General features: G+C 62.7%; 12 protein-coding genes. 8 read left to right on the top strand and 4 right to left on the bottom strand.

The features are described from left to right. Window positions 1-25 precede the first annotated feature (25 nt). From AWB78_RS12140 to AWB78_RS12115, 6 genes are all read left to right on the top strand, one after another. On the top strand, window positions 26-1,045 hold the full coding sequence (locus tag AWB78_RS12140) for an aldo/keto reductase (RefSeq protein WP_062604828.1): 1,020 nt from the start codon (window positions 26-28) through the stop codon (window positions 1,043-1,045). A gap of 10 nt (window positions 1,046-1,055) precedes the next feature. Continuing rightward, window positions 1,056-1,484, top strand: coding sequence for an SRPBCC family protein (locus AWB78_RS12135; RefSeq protein WP_062604827.1), 429 nt, complete (start codon window positions 1,056-1,058; stop codon window positions 1,482-1,484). Window positions 1,485-1,960: 476 nt separating this feature from the next. Next, window positions 1,961-3,259, top strand: a complete 1,299-nt coding sequence (locus tag AWB78_RS12130; protein ID WP_062604826.1) for an ATP citrate lyase citrate-binding domain-containing protein — start codon at window positions 1,961-1,963, stop codon at window positions 3,257-3,259. Between the two features lie 11 nt (window positions 3,260-3,270). Further along, complete coding sequence (locus AWB78_RS12125; RefSeq protein ID WP_062604825.1) at window positions 3,271-5,970, top strand: CoA-binding protein; 2,700 nt, start codon at window positions 3,271-3,273, stop codon at window positions 5,968-5,970. Between the two features lie 175 nt (window positions 5,971-6,145). Further along, the gene (locus tag AWB78_RS12120) at window positions 6,146-7,444 is read left to right on the top strand and encodes an MFS transporter (RefSeq protein ID WP_062604824.1); all 1,299 of its coding nucleotides are present in this window, start codon (window positions 6,146-6,148) and stop codon (window positions 7,442-7,444) included. Window positions 7,445-7,470: 26 nt separating this feature from the next. Then, the gene (locus AWB78_RS12115; RefSeq protein WP_062604823.1) at window positions 7,471-8,253 is read left to right on the top strand and encodes a substrate-binding domain-containing protein; all 783 of its coding nucleotides are present in this window, start codon (window positions 7,471-7,473) and stop codon (window positions 8,251-8,253) included. On the opposite strand, the gene dctA is transcribed toward AWB78_RS12115, so the two are convergent. Together dctA and AWB78_RS12105 are read right to left on the bottom strand one after the other, a co-directional pair. Further along, window positions 8,240-9,541, bottom strand: coding sequence for a C4-dicarboxylate transporter DctA (gene dctA, locus AWB78_RS12110; protein WP_062604822.1), 1,302 nt, complete (start codon window positions 9,539-9,541; stop codon window positions 8,240-8,242). The genes AWB78_RS12115 and dctA overlap by 14 nt on opposite strands. Further along, a complete protein-coding gene (locus AWB78_RS12105; RefSeq protein WP_062604821.1) occupies window positions 9,538-10,491 on the bottom strand; it encodes a LysR family transcriptional regulator in 954 nt (317 codons plus the stop codon). The genes dctA and AWB78_RS12105 overlap by 4 nt, the downstream gene beginning before the upstream one ends. Window positions 10,492-10,754: 263 nt before the next feature. Between AWB78_RS12105 and AWB78_RS12100 the strand changes: the two genes are divergently transcribed. Together AWB78_RS12100 and AWB78_RS12095 are read left to right on the top strand one after the other, a co-directional pair. Then, window positions 10,755-11,597 carry an HTD2 family dehydratase gene (locus AWB78_RS12100; RefSeq protein ID WP_062604820.1) on the top strand — a complete coding sequence of 281 codons (843 nt, stop codon included), beginning with the start codon at window positions 10,755-10,757 and terminating at the stop codon, window positions 11,595-11,597. A 21-nt stretch (window positions 11,598-11,618) separates the two neighbouring features. Continuing rightward, a complete protein-coding gene (locus AWB78_RS12095) occupies window positions 11,619-12,782 on the top strand; it encodes an acyl-CoA dehydrogenase family protein (RefSeq protein ID WP_062604819.1) in 1,164 nt (387 codons plus the stop codon). A gap of 528 nt (window positions 12,783-13,310) precedes the next feature. Here AWB78_RS12095 and AWB78_RS12085 read toward each other — a convergent pair. Both AWB78_RS12085 and AWB78_RS12080 read right to left on the bottom strand, forming a co-directional pair. Further along, window positions 13,311-14,783 (bottom strand): mechanosensitive ion channel family protein, encoded by a 1,473-nt coding sequence (locus AWB78_RS12085; protein WP_062604817.1) that lies wholly within the window; start codon window positions 14,781-14,783, stop codon window positions 13,311-13,313. A gap of 99 nt (window positions 14,784-14,882) precedes the next feature. Further along, window positions 14,883-15,656 (bottom strand): hypothetical protein, encoded by a 774-nt coding sequence (locus AWB78_RS12080; RefSeq protein ID WP_062604816.1) that lies wholly within the window; start codon window positions 15,654-15,656, stop codon window positions 14,883-14,885. Window positions 15,657-15,693: the final 37 nt, after the last annotated feature.

The raw sequence follows: 15,693 nt of genomic DNA, 5'->3' as shown, positions 1-15,693 counted from the left end.
CCGACTCAACACAAGGAGCAAGTCGATGAGTATCAAGGATAAATTGCCTGCCGGCACCGTTCTTGGGTTTGGCACGGCGCCCTTGGGCAACATGTTCCGCAACATCCCGGAAAAGGAAGCGCTCGCGACCGTCGAGGCTGCGTGGAACCAGGGCGTGCGCTATTTCGATACGGCCCCGCTGTATGGCGCCGGCCTGTCCGAGATCCGTCTCGGCGAAGCACTCGCGGGCCACAAGCGCGACGAATATGTGCTGAGCACGAAAGTGGGCCGCGTGATTCTCGACGAAATCGAGGACGCCGAAGCGCGCGATCTGGGCGAGAAAGGCGGCGTGTTCGCGTTCGGCCGTCCGAACAAGATCGTCAACGACTATTCGGCCGACGCGACGCTGCGCTCCATCGAAGACAGTCTTCAGAGACTGAAGACCGACCGACTGGATATCGTCTGGGTCCACGACGTTGCGCAGGACTTTTACGGCGACGAATGGCTCTCCGTGTTCGAATCGGCCCGCAGGGGCGCCTTTCGCGCGCTGACCCGTCTGCGCGAAGAAGGCGTCATCAAGGCTTGGGGACTTGGTGTGAACCGTGTCGAGCCATGCGAACTGCTGCTCGATCTCTCCGAAACGAAACCGGACGGCTTCCTGCTCGCAGGCCGTTATTCGCTGCTCGATCACGACCGCGCATTGCAGCGCCTGATGCCGTCCGCTGCCGCGCAAAACGTCGAGATCGTCGCGGGCGGTCCCTACAGTTCGGGCGTGCTGGCGGGAGGCGCGAACTTCGAATACCAGAAGGCATCGCCCGAGATCCTCGAGAAGGTCGCGCGCATCAAGGCAATCGCCGATCGCCACAACGTGAGCGTCAAGGCCGCGGCGCTGCAATTCGTGCTCGCGAATCCGGTCGTCGCCGCAGTGATTCCGGGTGCGAGCAAGCCGGAACGTATCGCGGAAGACCACGCTGCCGTCACGGAAGTGATTCCGGCGGACTTCTGGCGCGAGTTGCGCGAGCAACATCTCGTTGCCGCGAGTGCGCCGCTGCCCGCCAACGCATAAGGAGATCGACATGGCCCAAGCCAGCTCATCCATCCGGATTCCCGTTTCGCCCGACGTGGTGTGGCAACTCATCGGCGGCTTCAATGCTCTGCCAGACTGGTTGCCCTACATTCCGTCCAGCGAACTGAGCGAAGGCGGCCGCGTGCGGCGCCTCGCCAATCCCGGCGGCGACGTGATCGTCGAACGTCTGGAAGCGTTCGATAACCGCGCGCGCAGCTACACCTATTCGATTCTGGAAGCGCCGTTTCCGGTCACCGGCTACCGCTCGACGTTGCACGTGAGGGAAATCGAGGCGGGCGGTGCATCGCAGGTCGACTGGTCCGGCGAGTTCACGCCCGATGGTGTCAGCGACGAAGAAGCATCGAGACTTTTCGAAGGCATCTATTCGGACGGTCTGCAGGCACTCGCGGCGGCGTTCGCCGAAAAGCCGCTCACCTGAACTTCGCTCTCGCCGCCTTCCAGGAGTTCGAGATGCCGCATGCGATCACCGATGCGGCATCTCGCTCATTCCTCGCACCGACGACTTGCCCGGCCTTACACACTGCACCACTGCCTTTCATTCCGGCATTGATAACATTTGAACATCAATGCTTCGAAAAATTGCACTTCTCGTTTGGGACGTCTTGAGCAAATATCGATGCTCAAGACGTTCATAAACGCATCGACAGAGAACAAATCGGAGACAGGCGCGACGCGCAGAACAGCGTTTCGCCGCATCGAAGTGCAAGCCTCATCACGGCTGCCGCTTACCGTCGCCGACGCGCATCTCGCCTGACCCACCTCGCTACGTGAATCCTGCCGCCGCTTTCGAGCGTGTCACGGCAGCGGTGCATCTCGCGCCTGCCAAAGCGAGCTGAATGAATTCCCCAGTACCCGTTTCATTCGTCATTGCCTTGAAATTCAGGAGACACTCACATGCAGATCACCGGAATGTTGCACGGCGCGCGCCTGCTGCAATTCGTCGGTTTCCCTTCCAGCGAAGTGCTCGGCCCCGGCGCAAGCGAGGAAGAGATCAAGTCGCTCATCGACCGGCATGGCCAGATATTCATCAAGCCGGTGTTCAAGGGCGGCGTGGGCAAGAAAGGCAAAGCCGGTCTGCTCGGCCGCGCGGCCGATCTCAAGACGGCGCTGTCGGAGAAGGAGCGGCTGTATTTCGCCGAGCACGCAGTGGGACACGTCAAGGCGAAAGCAAACGGCGTGACCTTCGAAGCCGGCGTGCCGGCGACGCACGAAGTCTATTTTTCGATCACCGATTCCACGCGTTTTCGCGCGCCGACGATGACGCTCTCGCACAAGGGCGGCATGGATATCGAGGAAGTCGATCCGAAGCACGTCGCGATGGTGCCGTTCGATGCGCTGACCGGACTGAAGGCGTTCGTCGTCGCGAATGCGCTGAGCGAAATCAAGGCCCCGCGTGAAATCATCTCGCCGCTCGTGCAGCAGTTGCCGAAGCTCTGGGAGCTCTTCCACGACTTCGGCATGACGACGCTCGAACTCAACCCGATCCGCATGCGCGAGGACAAGAAGGGACGCCTCACGCCCGTGGCGTGCGACTTCAAGTGCGGATTCGATCGCGACGATCCGCGCTTCTCGCGCCTCGGTCTGCCCGCGCATCTGTTCGCCGCCGACTACTCGGATTTCGAGCAGGAGATCAATCAGCTTCGCACGCATCAGGGGCAAAGCGATGTGTACGTGATCAACGAGCGCGGCACCATCCTCGCGCCCACCTTCGGCGGCGGCGCGAACTCGCTCGTCACCGAAATGCTGGGCGACGCGGCCATCATCTCGTCGGACTTCGGCGGCAATCCGCCGTACGAAAAGATGAAGGAAGTGGCGCGCATCTGCTTCCGACACTGGCTGAAGCAGTCGAACGTGCTGTTCATCATCGGCGGCAAGTCGAACAACACCGACATCTACGAAACACTGCGCGCGATGGCCGATGCACTGCGCGAGCACTTCAGCGAACACGGTCCGACGCCGCTCTATGTCGTGCTCGGACGCGGCGGCCCGAACCTCGTGCGCGGCATGTCGGCACTGCGCGACACCTGCGATTCGCTCGGCCTGCCCTATCGTCTCTTCGGCTTCGATTCCGACATCAGCGAAGTGATCCAGTACGCGCGCCATGCCGACGTGTGGATGCAATCGGGTGGACGCGCGCAGGTCGCGGCACGCATCGGGGCGCGCGAGGCTCAATCGCACACGGCATCGGCTTGAGGAGATCGAACATGCACAAGCAAGGCAACAGTCAGTTCAAATACTTCGTCGGCATCCAGTCGCTGGCGCACATCGCCACGCGTGAAGATCGTGTCTGCGTGCTCAATATCCTCGGCGGCGAGTCGTCGGACGTGACGCCGGTGAGCCACGCGTTCTCGGGCGCGAATGTCGTGTTCGGCACCGCGCCCGGCAAAGGCGGACAGGTGCTCGCGACGCCCGCGGGCGACATTCCCGTCTTCAACAACGTGCGAGAGGGTCTGGAAGCCGGCCATCGGTTCAACTGCGGCGTCGTGTACCTGCCGCCTTCGGCCGCGCGCGACGGCGTGGCCGAACTGATCCGCGTGAATCCGGATCTGCGCAAGGTCTTCATCATCACGGAGAAGATCGCCGTGCACGACGCACGTGAGATCCGCGCGATGGGACAGCAGGCGGGCATCGACATCTTCGGCGCAAACGGGCTGGGCGTCGCGGACTCGTGGCAGCGCGTGCGCATCGGCGGCGCGCTCGGCGGTGACGATCCGGGCGCGACGCTGCGTCAGGGATCGATCGCAATCTTCTCGAACTCGGGCGGCTTCAGCACCACGATCGCGCAGTACTTGCGCATGAGCGGCTGGGGCACGTCGACGGTCATTTCCAGCGGCAAGGATGTCTACATTCACTATGCCGCGCCGGAGTTTGCCTTCGCCCTTGCCAACGACGCACGCAGCAAGGCCGCCGTGCTGTACTGCGAGCCCGGCGGATACTACGAGGCCGACGCGGACTTCACGAAGCCCGTCGTCGCGTGCGTGGTGGGCCGCTGGAAAAGCCGTCTCACGCGCGCAGTGGGACATGCGGGTGCGATGGCGGGCGGCGCCGACGATGCGCTCGCGAAAGAGCGCTGGTTCATGGAGAAATTCGGCGTCGAACGGCTCTTCACGCCCGACGATCCGTGCTGCTCGGCGAAGGGCGCGGTGGTGACGAACATCGCCCATATTCCCGCCGCGCTCACGGCGGTGATGCGCGCAAACGCGACGATGCCCGACTTCGAGCCCGAGGGCAGCCTCGCGCTCAAGCCGTGGTTCGGCTCCGATCAGGGGCTCGCGCTGCCCGACGAACTCGCGCTTGCCGTCGTGAAAGCGGTAGCACCGTATGACGAGCAAGTCGCGCGCGTGAACGGCCAGATCGGCGCGATCCTGCCTCGTCAGCCGTTGAAAGACGCCTCGGGCGCCTCGCAGATGGATGCGAAAACACAGGTCAGCAGCCTGCACGGCGTATCGATGCTCGAAGCGGCGACGCATTCCTTCGAAGCGAACGTGTGCCTCGCGTTGTTGCGCGAGTTCGGCGGTGCACACGACGAGAAGCTGATCGATGTCGCGATCGGCGCGGCGGTGAACCTGCACGGCACGCCTGAACTGGCGGCCGCGCAAGCGGCGCGCGAGGCGGGCAACGCGCCCAATGCGGTGCTCGCCGCCGCTGCGGCGATCGTCGGGCCGAATCGCCAGCGTGCGGCGCGCGACGCGGCCAGGCTGATGATCGACCGCTTCGCGGCAGCACAACTCGTGGACGCATTCGATCGCGATTTCGACATCGACATGATCGACACCGAAGGCAGCACGGCACTCTTCTCCGACGAACCCGACCCGAAGGCAGAAGCCATGCTCGCGGGGCTGGCCGCACGCGGCGTGAGTTCCGCGTTCGTGCGATGGCTTGCCAACGGCCCGGGCCATCCGCGCGCGGACGCCGTGCTCGCGGCGATCACGACGACACTCGCCTGGGGCCCGCTTCTCCGCAAGCGCATCTCGCGTCTGACGGCGGAGAGCCTGCCATGGTGGACGAAGCTCTTCGGCACGCTGATCGGTGCATCGGCGGACGCGTCGCGACACCATCCCGACAGCTTCTGCGATTTCTCCACCGACGTATTGCTCGGCGAACGCTCGCTGACGGAAATCGCGTTCGCGGCGCTGCTTGGACTGAAACCGTCCGCCGACGACCTGTTCGCATTCAGGACGCTGACCGGATTGCTGCTCACGAACGGACCGGGAGCGATCTCGGCGCAAGGCGCGAAGGGCGCCGTCTCCGCCGACGGTCCCGAATCTCCCGAACGCGTGCAACTGAACAAGGCGCTGACGGGTTTCCTCACGCACACCGGCTATACGCACGGCGGCAACGGCTATGAAGGTATCGCGTTTCTCAACGAGGCGTTTCGCGACAGCGGCCTCGACGATCCCGCCGACGCGCATCACGGCGTCGACCTCGAAGCGCTCGCGCAGCGTTCCGTCGAGCGCTACGCGCAGTACAAGGCCCGGCAGAAGCATGCGGGCAGCCTCGACATCGCCAAGCTGCCGGGCGTGAATCACCCGGTCTTCAAGGACAAGCCGGTGAATCACGATCCGCGCGAGGTGTTCATCGCCGGGCTGTATGAGTCGCGCGGCGAGTACAACGCGTTTCATGCGTACTACCGTGCGCTCGTGCAGGCATTGTTCGACGCGGGCGTATCGCGCAACGTCTATTGCGTCAATGTCGATGCCGTGATCGCCGCGCTGCTGCTGAAGATGCTGTGGCAGCCGCTCAAACGCGGAACGCTCAGCGAGGCGGATCTCGAAACCGCGGCGTTCACGATCTTTCTGTATCCGCGCATGCTCGGATGCGCGGCCGAAATCGACGATCACCTCAACCGCGGCCGCAACATGGACACGCGCACAGCCGCTTCGCAGTGCCGTTTCGTGGCCTGACGTCCGGCGCCGGCAGCGTTGCTCCGGGCACGCCGCCGGCGCGAACGATTGATAACCAAGGAACATCAATCGTTCGAAACTTTGCACTTATCGTTTCGGCCGGTTAGGGCCACTATTCGCGAAACCACAAATCCGCGGGTCCACCGCGCATTTCAAGGATTCAGGAGACACTTCGATGCACACGTCATCCCATACTCAATCGCCAGGACAGTCAAAGGCCGCAGCCGTGTTTCGCGTGACGGCCGGCAATTTCCTGGAGCAGTTCGACTTCTTTCTGTTCGGCTTCTATGCGACGCAGATTGCCAACGTGTTCTTTCCGGCAGCGAGCGAATTCGCCTCTCTGATGATGACCTTCGCGGTTTTCGGCGCGGGCTTTCTGATGCGGCCTCTGGGCGCGGTCATTCTCGGCGCGTATATCGACGACGTCGGCCGACGCAAGGGGCTGATCGTCACGCTCTCTATCATGGCGAGCGGCACGATCCTGATCGCGTTCGTGCCGGGCTACGCCACCATCGGCCTTCTGGCGCCCGCGCTCGTGCTGCTCGGACGCCTGCTGCAAGGCTTCTCGGCAGGTGCGGAGCTCGGTGGTGTCTCCGTGTATCTCGCAGAGATGGCCACGCCCGGCCGCAAGGGTTTCTTCACGAGCTGGCAATCCGCGAGCCAGCAAGTCGCGATCGTCGTGGCCGCGGCCCTGGGCTTCGTACTCAATCAATCGCTGGACACGACGGCCATCGCCTCGTGGGGATGGCGCGTGCCCTTCTTCGTCGGCTGCATGATCGTGCCGTTCATCTTCATGCTGCGCCGCAATCTCGAAGAAACGCAGGAATTCAAGGCACGCAAGCATCGCCCGACGATGAACGAAGTCTTCCGCACGCTGGCGCGCAACTGGGCCGTCGTCGTGGCAGGCGTGATGCTGGTCGCGATGACCACCACGAGCTTCTACCTCATCACGGTCTACGCGCCGACCTTCGGAAAGACGGTTCTGCATCTGAGCACCGCGGACAGCTTGCTCGTGACCTTGTGCGTCGGTGTGTCGAACTTCGTGTGGCTGCCGATCGGCGGCGCGCTCTCCGACAGGATCGGCCGTCGTCCGCTTCTGCTCGGCATGACCACGCTCGCCGTCGCGACCGCGTATCCGGCGCTGTCGTTTCTTGCGCACGCGCCGAGCTTCGTCAACATGCTGCTCGTGCTGCTGTGGCTCTCGTTCATGTACGGCCTCTACAACGGTGCGATGGTCGTCGCGCTGACGGAAGTGATGCCGGTCGAAGTGCGCGTCGCGGGTTTCTCGCTCGCCTATAGTCTGGCGACGGCGGTGTTCGGCGGCTTCACGCCCGCCATCTCGACGGCGCTCATCCACTTCACCGGCGACAAGGCCGCGCCCGGCATCTGGATGAGCTTCGCCGCCGTGTGCGCGCTGTGCGCCACGTTCGCGCTGTATCGTCGTCGCGCGGTGACGCTGACGCCGGCTCACTGACTACGTAACAGGACATGACTTCATCCATGAAAAACCTGCTTCTGAAATTCTTTGGCGTGACGCTCGTCGCGGCTTCGGTGGCGTCGGCGAGCGTGCAGGCGGCCGAACTGCATGTCATGAGCTCGGGCGGTTTCACTGCGGCGTACAAGCTGTTGGGACCGAGGTTCACGTCCGCGACGGGCAACACGCTCGATACCGCGCTCGGGCCTTCGATGGGCAAATCGCCCGAAGCCATTCCCAACCGCCTCGAACGGGGCGAGCCCGCCGACGCCGTCATCATGGTCGGCTATGCGCTCGACGAACTGATCAGGCAGGGCAAGGTCGTGCCCGGATCGCGCGTGGAGCTGGCGGACTCGCGCATCGGCATGGTCGTGCGCGACGGCGCGGCAAAGCCCGACATCGGCTCGGCCGATGCGCTCAGACAGACCCTGCTGCATGCGAAATCGATCGCCTATTCGGACAGCGCGAGCGGCGTCTATATCGAACGGGAACTGTTCAAGAAGCTCGGGATCGCGGAGCAAGTGATGCCGAAGGCGAAGATGATTCCGCGGATTCCCGTCGCTTCGGTCGTCGCGAGCGGCGACTATGAAATCGGCTTTCAGCAGGTGAGCGAGCTATTGCCGGTCAAGGGCGCGACGTTCGTCGGGAAAATCCCGGAATCCCTGCAGTCGGTCACGCGCTTTGCGGCAGGCATTCCGGTCGGCGCGCAGCATCCGAAGGAAGCGAAAGCCCTGCTCGACTATCTCGCCTCACCCGATGTGCAACCCGAAGTGAAAGCGACCGGTCTCGACTCCGTCACGGCGCATTGATCCGCGTGACCGCGTCGTCGACGTCGCGCGTCAGCGAGGCGTGCAAGACCTGAGACAGACGCACGCGGTCGCACGCGCCCTCCCACATCGAAACGAAGATCACGGCGCACGCGTTGCTCACCACGCTCGTGAGCGCGCGTGCCTCGGACATGAACCGGTCGATGCCGACCAGCAGCGCCACGCCGGCAACCGGCAGATCGGGAATCACCGTCAGCGTCGCGACGAGCGCCACGAGCCCGCTTCCCGAAACGCCGGCCGCGCCCTTCGACGTGAGCAGCATGACTGCGAGCATCGTCGCGATCTGCGGACCGGAAAGCGGCACATCGCACGCCTGCGCGATGAACACCGAGGCGAGCGTCAGATAGATGGCCGTGCCGTCGAGGTTGAACGAATAGCCCGCGGGCAACACGAGCCCGACGATGCCCCTGTCGCAGCCGAGCGCCTCCAGTTTGCCGATCAGACGTGGCAGAACCGGCTCCGTCGACGAGGTCGCGAGGACGATCAGCAACTCCTCGCGCAGATAGCGCAGCAGTCGCCAGAGCGCGAAGCCATGCAGTCGCGCGAGCGGCGCGAGCAGCAGCGCGACAAACAGCGCGCACGCCACGTAGAACGACACCATCAGCATGCCGAGCGAGCCGACCGAGCGGATGCCGAAGCGCCCCACGGTGAACGCCATCGCGCCGAATGCGCCGATGGGAGCCAGCCTCATGATCATCGCGAGGATGCGAAAGAGCGTTTGCGCGATGCCGTCGATGAAGTCGAGCACCGGTCTTCCCGCCCGCGGATGTGCGTTCAGCGCGAAGCCGAACAGCAGCGACAGCAGGAGAACCGGGAGCACCTCACCCTTCTCGAAGGCGCCGAGCATCGTCTCCGGGATCACGCCGAGTGCGAATTCCACGAGCCCATGCGGCTGCGCGTGCTTCACATATTGCGAGAGGATGCTCGTGTCCAGATGATGCACATCGATATGCATCCCTGCACCGGGGCGCAGCATGAAGGCGGTCATGAGCCCGAGCACGAGCGCCGCGGCCGTCAGAAAATAGAAGAGCGCCAGTGCCTTCAGAATCGTGCGCCCGATGGTCGTGCCGCTCGCGAGCGACGTGATGCCCGAGACGATCGTGCAGAAGACGATCGGCGCGATCATCATCCGCACGAGACCGATGAATGCGTCGCTCACCGGCTTGAGCATGGCGCCCGCCTGCGGCCAGACATGACCGATCGCCACGCCGAGCGCCATGCCGAGCAGGACCTGCACATACAACAGCCGAAGCGGCCTGGCCAAAGTCACGCGGTTCTCCTCTTGCTTCTGGTCGGCGTGTCGGAATCGTCGCTGTTCGCGCCGCCACCGCGTCTCATCTCGATGATGGCGCGGTAGAACTGCTCCGCCGCCGGCGTGAGCGGCCTGCCGCGCCGCTTCACGATGCCGACGCGCCGCTTCACGACCGGATCGACCAGCGGCACGCTCGTGAGGACCGGATGATCGCGCACGGGCATGGCCATCGAAGGGACTGCCGCGACACCGAGACCCGCTTCGATCAGCCCGAGCATGGTCGTGACGTGACGCGTCTCGCATACGCTCGGCGTGCGCGGCGCGACGGCGGACAGCGCCTGATCGAGCAGAAGGCGATTACCCGAGGTTTTATCGACGGACACGTATTCGTGCTCGTAGAGTTCGTTCCAGGTGACCCGCTTTTTGCGGGCGAGCGGGTGATCGCGGCGGCATGCGGCGACGAAGCGCTCCTGCAGCAGCACCTTGAACTCGACCTCGGACTCCTGGCTGCCGAGGAAGCTCACGCCGAAATCCGCTTCACCGCTGATGACGGAGCTGAGCACTTCGTTGGCACTGGAGTCCAGCAGCTTGACCCTGATGCGCGGAAAGCGGCGATGATAGCTCGCGACGACGTTCGGCAGAAAGTAGTAAGCGACCGAGGGCACGCAGGCGATGGTCACGTGGCCCAGCCGGCTCGACGACACATCGCGGATGCCGAGCAGGGCGACATCGAGATCGTCGAGAAGCTGCTCCGCGCTCGGCGCGAACACGCGGCCGACGGTGGTAAGCGTGACGCTGCGCGTGGTGCGCTCGAAGAGGCGTACGCCGAGCGCGGCCTCGAGCTTGTCGATGCGGCGGCTCAACGCCGGCTGCGAGATATTGACTGCCTCGGCTGCCTTGCGAAAGCTGCCCAGCTCCACGACGGCTCGAAACGCCTGCAAGTCATTCAAGTCGAAGTTGACGGCCACACCGCGCCTCCGCAATTCAAATGGGAGTATTTTGCATGATGCGGGCAGACGTATCCATGTTGCGCGGACCGAGCATTCGTATTGCTGGGTCGGCCGGACGGCCGATGACGCGCGTCCGGCGCCAGACCTCAACTACGAGCGCGGATAGCCGGCCTTTTCCGGCTCACGCCCGGACCACGGGCCAGATCGTGCAGGAGGCAGCCGGCAGCTCGCACAAGGATCGCCCTATGACGGCACATAAAACTGGCATTTCGGAGACAAGCATGAACAGCCGGTCCGACGCCTTTCAGGAACGTACCGAATCAGCCGCGGACTTCGTCGCGCCCGCGCACGCAGCCGGACTCAGCGTAACGCTCGACTACCCGACGCCGCCGCTCGAAGGCGATGCCCTTGCGCCCTTGTGGCACTGGATCTTCTTCCGCCCGCTGGTCGCGCAGTCATTGATCGCAGAAGACGGGCATCCGAAAAAGGGCGGTTTTCTTCCCGACCTCGGCCTGCCGCGCCGCATGTGGGCCGGAGGACGCCTTCGTTTCACATCACCGATCATCGTCGGCAAGCCGATCCTGCGTGAGTCGCGCATTCTCGATGTGACCGAGAAGCAAGGAAGGACCGGCAAGCTCGGTTTCGTGACGGTCTCGCATCATATTTCCTGCGATGGCGTGCCCGCTATCGAGGAAGAGCACGACATCGTCTATCGCGAGCCGGCCGCGCCCGGCGCACCGGCGCCCGCTCCCACGGCCGCGCCCGACGGAGCCGAGTGGCAACGCACGATCGTTCCCGACGAAGTACTGCTCTTCCGATATTCGGCGCTGACATTCAACGGTCATCGCATTCATTACGACAAGCCCTACGTCACCGAGATCGAAGGTTATCCCGGTCTCGTCGTGCACGGCCCGCTGATCGCGACGCTCCTCCTCGATCTCGTTCGCAGACAGCGTCCCGATGGCCGCGTCGTCGAATTCGGCTTCAAGGCCATGCGTCCGTGCTTTGCCGGAAACGCCCTTCATCTCTGCGGCAAGCCATCGGCCGACGGCAAGACCGTCGAGTTGTGGTCGAAGGACGACGAAGGGTGGATCGGCATGACCGCCCGCGCCACGCTCGCCTGACTCGCTCTGGAAGATTTCATCATGTTCAATACCTCCGCCGATGCTTATCAGGACATTCGCGATGCCGTGCGCGATCTCTGCGGGCAGTTTTCATCCGAATACTTCCGCAAGGTCGATGAAGAACGCGCCTATCCGGAAGCCTTCGTCCATGCGCTCACCAAAGCCGGCTGGCTCGCCGCACTGATTCCGCAGGAGTATGGCGGTTCGGGACTCGGCCTCACGGAAGCGTCGGTCATCATGGAAGAAATCAATCGCTCGGGCGGCAACTCCGGTGCGTGCCACGGCCAGATGTACAACATGGGCACGTTGCTGCGGCATGGCTCGAAAGAGCAGAAGGAACGCTATCTGCCGAGGATCGCCTCGGGGGAATTGCGCCTTCAATCGATGGGCGTGACCGAACCGACCACCGGCACGGACACGACGAAGATCAAGACGACCGCGCAACGCAAAGGCGATCGCTACGTCATCAACGGCCAGAAGGTGTGGATATCGCGCATCCAGCATTCCGATTTGATGATCCTGCTTGCGCGCACCACGCCGCTATCCGACGTCAAGAAGAAGAGCGAAGGCATGTCGATCTTCCTCGTCGATCTGCGGGAAGCGATCGGCCATGGCATGACGGTTCGCCCGATCCCGAACATGGTCAATCACGAGACCAACGAGCTGTTCTTCGACAACCTCGAGATTCCCGCCGATAACCTGATCGGCGAGGAAGGCATGGGCTTCAAATATATTCTCGACGGCCTCAACGCGGAGCGCACGTTGATCGCGGCGGAATGTATCGGCGATGGCTATTGGTTCATCGACAAGGTATCGCAGTACGTGAAGGAGCGCGTCGTCTTCGGCCGACCGATCGGACAGAACCAGGGCGTGCAGTTTCCGATCGCGCGCGCGCTGGTCAATGTCGAAGCGGCGAACCTCATGCGCTACAAGGCTTGCGAGCTTTTCGACAAGCATGAGCACTGCGGCGCGCAAGCCAACATGGCGAAGTTGCTGGCCGCCGACGCTTCCTGGGAAGCCGCGAACGCGTGCCTGCAGTTTCACGGCGGCTTCGGCTTTGCGTCGGAATACGATGTGGAGCGCAAGTTCCGCGAAACGCGTCTGTATCAAGTCGCGCCGATTTCGACGAATCTCATCCTGTCTTACGTTGCCGAGCACATCCTCGGTCTGCCGCGTTCGTTTTGAGGAGGCACCGACATGCGTCCGTCAATTTCGCGCGCGCATCAACAGAACTGGACACTCATATCCGAGGCGCACCAGTGACGGAAGGCTGTTGCCCGACCGTAGTTGACCTGGTATCCGACTGCGACAACCGCCCTGTGACTCAACAGGCACATAGAGCGCTCGGAAGACCTGACGTCTTTTGCAGCCTCGATGTCACCGGTCATGTCCGCTTGCCGAAGGAACTTGGCTGCCCGTTCGAGATTCATGCCGAACAGATAAGCCACCTGACGGAATTCAAACCAGGCTGTGTTCTCGTCGAGCGTTCCAGCGATTTTCCTGCTGCTCGACGCACACACATAGTGTACGGACCTCATCGTGCACGCACCTCCTAGTCGTCGCATCATCGGCAGATTCTTCCAGCATGCTTCTGGTCATACCGCTATTTAACGAGACCCGCGCATCCTCCCGATAGAACAAATTCGCCCATGAAAGAGAACCAGGCCGTCAACTCGCCAGATTCCAAATATCCGATGGCCGTACATCCGGACCTCAGCTGCCTTTGGATTCATCGTGCAGCGAATGCACGTTCCAAACCTTTCCGACCAGCCATTGAAACAGCGAGCGCCCCTTTTCGTGGTCAACAGGCATCTGGGTCGCGAGCTCACCGAGCTTATCCTGGCGATACGCGAGCAACTGGCACATCTGCTTCGCGACCTCGGGATGGTCCTTCAGGAACGAGGTCATATCGTCCTTGCCGAGTTGAAACAGGACCGACGGCGTGAGCGTCGAGATGGACACATGCATCGGAAGTCCGGCGAGCAGCCCCGCTTCCCCGAACGCTTCTCCTGGCCCAATGCGCGCGATTTCCCTGCTCCCACTCGATTCGATAAGCGACACCGATAACACGCCGGCGCGCACGATCGACAGACTGTCCGGCACGGTGTCAGGCGCGAGAATCTGCTGATTCGCCTTGTACTCGTGTCGGGAAAGGTGTTTCGCCAGCCGGGACACTTCTTCGCCGGTCAGGCTGTCGAACAAGCTCACTCGCTTCAAGAGCGCTTCCTTTTCATCCAGGACGCCAAGGGCCGGAGCGGGCACGCCTAGCGTGCGTAACGCGACGCCTGCAGCAGCGAGATGACGGTAGCAGAGATCAAAGAGTTCGTTGGATATGGCGAGCTTCTTGTTCATCTCGTCGACGAAGGCAACCACTTCGTACTGCACTGAGTTCATGGTGGTGCGCTTCATACGGGCGTAGGGAGCCGGCGTTGCGAGAATGCCGTTGCAGCCTGTGAGCGCACGCTCTAAAGCATCCAACACAGTCCTCGGCCGCGCCTCGGGTTCGATCTCGATGACGAGCGATAACCCGTGAACATCGCCCGGCCTGCTGTTGTTGGTGATTTTTGCCTTCGCCGCGACAGCGTTAGGCACGATAAGCAGATTCCCCTGTCCCGTCTGCAAATGCGTCGCGCGCCAGTTCATCTCGACGACCTTGCCCTCGACGTCATCGATCGTCACCCAGTCACCTATCGCATACGGCTCCGTCGTGTTGATGACAATGCCAGCGAAAACGTCGCTGAGCGTGCTCTGAATAGCGAGACCCAGCACGATCGCGAGCGCGCCGGATGTCGCGACGAGTCCGCGCACGGGCAGTTCGAGCACGAACCCGAGCGCGGCCACTGCTGCAGCGAGAAAGACCACCGCGCCGAACACGTCCGAGAACAGCCGCTGCTTTCTCCAGGCACGCGGAAGCAGCAGCGTGTCGAGCGAGAGGGTGAAGAGGCGCGCCCCCATCAACCACCAGATGATTTCGAGGACCTGCCCAAGCCAGTGCAGTTCGACTACGTTGTCGTAGGGCGCTCGCGTGAAAGGACTCAACCCGGACGAAAAGAGTACCCAACTCAACGCAAAGAAAAGGCCGAGCCGGATGAAGAGCCGCGTCAGGTCGTTCCTGGGCAGTCTCGCACGCCACACGACCACGTCCACAGCGACAATACCGAAGCCCAGAATCAGCGGGTATTTCACGGGTGCTCCTCTCGAGGAACGACTTTGAGAGAATACACATTCAGTGGCGGATGCGCGCCGGCCACGGTGGCGACGAGCATGTGTCCGGACAGAAGCCGGTCATACCTTATAGGGCAAAGGATCTTCCCTGTGGGGCATCAACTCATTCGACGTGCGCTCTTTGGCGATGCTCAGAAGCGCGAAGCCGGCCGCTCCGCACGCGATGTGTTTCAGCGTGTGACCCGCCACGATATGGTGCGTGGCGAACCATACCGATGCATCCAACGTTTCGAATATCTTCGCTACGCCATACCAGCAAATCACCCCCCACCAGCCGCCCGGATTGGCAACCTTCCGCCAGCAAGTGAATCCGACGATTGCGGCCAGTCCTCCGTACTGCAAAAGCGTGTAAGGCCACAACGCTCCGGACCAGACCCAGACGAGCACCGTCAGCATGGCCGCCGTCACCATCGACGGTACTTGCCACCAGAGCAATCTTCGTCCCGTCACTGAGGTGTAGAGCATGCCCAGGATGCCCGCGAAGACGATCGTCATCGGCAAGCGGTCCCAGACCAGGGTCGAATCGGTCGGACTGAAGTGATAGGCCGCCGAACCCGCTACGGTGATGATCAAACCCAGCGAGGCGGTGAGCATGCCCGGCATCTGGAGAGCATTCGAGCCGCGATGTCGCCAGCACCAAAGCAGATTCACGAGGCCCGCAGCAAGAATGGCAAGACTGGAGAGCACATTCGCGCCGTTAGGCACGCCACCGATGAGGCGTGTATCGGCGAACTGGTGGTATCCCGCTGACTGTACGAGCGGATATACGAGGTGAAGTAAGCCACCCGCTACGAACGGTGAGGCTAACGCCGCGAGAAATCGCATCTTGCTCATTGCTGCTCTGCCAGTAGCGCAGGTTCAGGCAGGCGCC

It is taken from the genome of Caballeronia calidae (genome assembly GCF_900044055.2).
GTDB classification, from domain to species: Bacteria; Pseudomonadota; Gammaproteobacteria; order Burkholderiales; family Burkholderiaceae; genus Caballeronia; species Caballeronia calidae.
Note: the sequence above shows the minus strand (reverse complement) of the source record. Positions and strands in the feature narration are given on the sequence as shown.